General features: G+C 68.0%; 3 protein-coding genes. 2 read left to right on the top strand and 1 reads right to left on the bottom strand.

The window, feature by feature from the left end:
- Positions 1-166: 166 nt before the first annotated feature.
- A complete protein-coding gene (locus ACWGJY_RS28410; protein ID WP_453263711.1) occupies positions 167-394 on the bottom strand; it encodes a hypothetical protein in 228 nt (75 codons plus the stop codon).
- 708 nt (positions 395-1,102) lie between these two features.
- On the opposite strand from ACWGJY_RS28410, the gene ACWGJY_RS28415 reads away from it, so the two are divergent.
- A complete protein-coding gene (locus ACWGJY_RS28415; RefSeq protein WP_453263712.1) occupies positions 1,103-1,756 on the top strand; it encodes a transglycosylase SLT domain-containing protein in 654 nt (217 codons plus the stop codon).
- A gap of 388 nt (positions 1,757-2,144) precedes the next feature.
- Complete coding sequence (locus ACWGJY_RS28420) at positions 2,145-3,005, top strand: lysozyme (RefSeq protein WP_453263713.1); 861 nt, start codon at positions 2,145-2,147, stop codon at positions 3,003-3,005.
- Positions 3,006-3,049: the final 44 nt, after the last annotated feature.

Genomic DNA, 3,049 nt, shown 5'->3' on the forward strand with positions numbered 1-3,049 from the left:
TTCTTTTATTTTTCGGGGGCCCGACCGGGCCCCCCGGGATTTGCTTATATTGTGCCGGTGCCCGCATGTGGGGGGGGGCCATTGTGCTGTTGCCATGACCGCTCGGCACCGGCACCGGCGCCGGACGTCGCCGCTCGCGCCGGACACCGGCGCCCGGCTCCGCGCGTCAGAAGCGGTCGCGGCGCGCCGGGCCACCGCCGAAGAGCGTGTCGAGCACCTCACCGGCGATGCGAAGTCCCGCCCGTTCCCTCGGCGTGAGGTCGTGCTGCTGGTGGTGGTGCCGGCCGTGCCGGTGAGGGCCATCGGCCGGCGTCGCGACGGCGGCGCCCGTCGTGAGGACGCCGGTGGCGAGAAGAGCGGTGAGAACGACGGCAAGACGACGGATCATGAGCATGTCCCAACGGTGAGTGATGACGGTGTGCGGTGTCACCTTCGGGGAGCGAAGGGCCCGCAGTCATGCGACAGCTCCGGACGCTGCTGCGAACGGACCAGCAGCACCGCCGTATCGCTGTACCGGGGACTCACCAACGGCCCATCCGGCACGCCCCCTTCCGCTGCGCCGGGCACCCGCGAGACCGGCCCCCGCGCCGGACGTGAATCAGGGCACAATTACTGCCCCATTCGGCCCCGGACACCGTGCCCCGCACCACATTTGGGGATTCCCGGCCCTCTCCGCCGGGGCGGCAGAACCAATATTCCGGCCGCCATCCATGCCCGGAATGGTGCCGCAGAGCGGTAATTCCGGTGTGAGCCACACAACTTATGCACCCCGGCCGAAGGGCCTTTGAGGCCGCTGACAGGTGACTCGGGGCACGCGATGTACGTCACTTACGAGCCTGCCTAGTCGATGCCTATGCCGCCATTCCGGGCCAACGCCGCCAGAATCGCTTATCACTTCAGGGATCCGGGTTTATCTCACGAAGATGAGTAGTACCGAGCAACATTGCCTCGATTCGGGACCGGCGTTAACCATGGATTCCGACGCACCGAGAGCGAGCTTGCGACTCACGCCCCAAGGCGATCGCAGCAAAGACCTCCAGTGCGGAACGCGCCGCCAAAAGGCCGCCTCCCCGTCCCCAGTACCTGGAAGAGGTCAATCTGCATGCCCAGCTTCACCCTGCCCCGCGCTGCCCGTATTACCCGCATTACCCGCACCCACAAGATTGCCGTAGCCGTTCTGGCCGCCGCGGGTGCCACCTCGGGCCTGGCCCTCACCTCCGCGCCGGACACCGCTCAGGCGGCTTCTGAGCACGCGCCGGCCGCGGTCAAGCCCGTCGATGCGAAGGGCCAGCCGGCCAAGGCGGACGACGCCAAGACCGGCCGCGCCGTGACCGCCTCGGTGGCCGACCACGTCAAGGTCACCGCCGTCGCCAAGCAGCACAGCGCCCAGCAGGCCGCCAACCGCTCCGCCGAGCGCAAGGCCGTCAAGAGCTACCCGAACAACCTGGACGGCTGGATCCGCCAGTCCCTGGACATCATGAAGGCCAAGGGCATCCCGGGCTCCTACCAGGGCCTGCACCGCAACATCATGCGGGAGTCCGCCGGTGACCCCAACGCCGTCAACGGCTGGGACATCAACGCCGTCAACGGCGTCCCGTCCAAGGGCCTGCTGCAGGTGATCCAGCCCACGTTCGACCAGTACCACGTGGCCGGCACCGCGAACAAGCTCACCGACCCGGTCGCCAACATCACCGCCGCGGCCAACTACGCGGCCGCCCGTTACGGCTCGATCGACAACGTCAACTCGGCCTACTGAGCCGACGGAGCCGAAGAGCCGTCGCCGGCCCTCGGAGCCGGCCCAGCCGGATGAGGCCACGGGTATGACGGACCACACAAGCGAGCCGGCAGGCTCGGCACAGAGCAGCTTGCGAAGCGGCGGAATGGCGCGTTCGCCGCTGCGCGGTGGAGCGGGTCCCGGCAAGCGCCGGGGCCCGCTTCGCTCTGTCGTACGGCACCACACCGCCCCGCCGGGGGCGCGGGTGACCGTTTCTGCCCGCCAGACGGGTGAGATGCGGGGCCGGTCGGCGGACTGACGGCCTGTTGGGTCATAGAGTCAGGCGGTTCTGCGTATAAGTCTCTTATCGGCAGGATTCTGCTCAAAAGCTGCCGAACCTGACTCAACCGAAGGCCTTCGGAGGCATGCGATGCCCTTGCGCAGATCCGGTCCGGCCCGCCGTACAGTCCCTATTGCGGCCGGAACTCTTGTTTCTCTTCTCTCCGTGCTCGCTCTGCCCCTCGCGCTGCCCGGCTCCGCCACGGCGTCGGATGCCGGGAAGAGACCCGCCCACCCCGAACAGGACTGGATGGGTTCCACCATCGTGGCCCACGAGGGCGGCGACCGGGCCGGTGGTTCCGAGCCGCGGGCGTCGAACAGAAGAGCCGTCTCCGGCGTCGATGTCTCCAGCCACAACCGCAAGGTCGGCTGGTCGGCCCTGCGCAGGTCCGGGGTGCGTTTCGCGTACGTCAAGGCCAGCGAGGGGAACAGCTACACGAACCCGTACTTCACGCAGCAGTACAGAGGCTCGTACAACTCCGGCATGATCCATGGCGCGTATCACTTCGCGCTGCCCGACCACTCCAGCGGCGAATCCCAGGCGGAGTACTTCGCCGACCACGGGGGCGACTGGTCCCGGGACGGCAGGACGCTGCCCGGCGCGCTCGACATGGAGTACAACCCCTACGGTGCGACCTGCTACGGCAAGAGCCACAAGGGGATGGTCAGCTGGATCCGCGACTTCGTGGAGACCTACCGGGACGAGACCGGCCGCTACCCGGTCATCTACACCTCCACCAACTGGTGGAAGCAGTGCACCGGCAACTCCGGCAAGTTCGGCAGGACGAATCCGCTGTGGATCCCGCGCTACGGCTCCTCGGTGGGCAAGCTGCCCGCAGGCTGGCGCTACCACAGCATCTGGCAGCACACCTCCTCCGGTCACACGGTGGGCGACCGCAACCGCTTCAACGGGACGTACACCCGTCTCAAGGTCCTCGCGAACGGCGACTGACCCCGCCACACCGCACACAACCGGCCGGTTGGCGGCGGCGGCTC

The sequence above is a fragment of the Streptomyces sp. NPDC054765 genome (assembly GCF_053612065.1).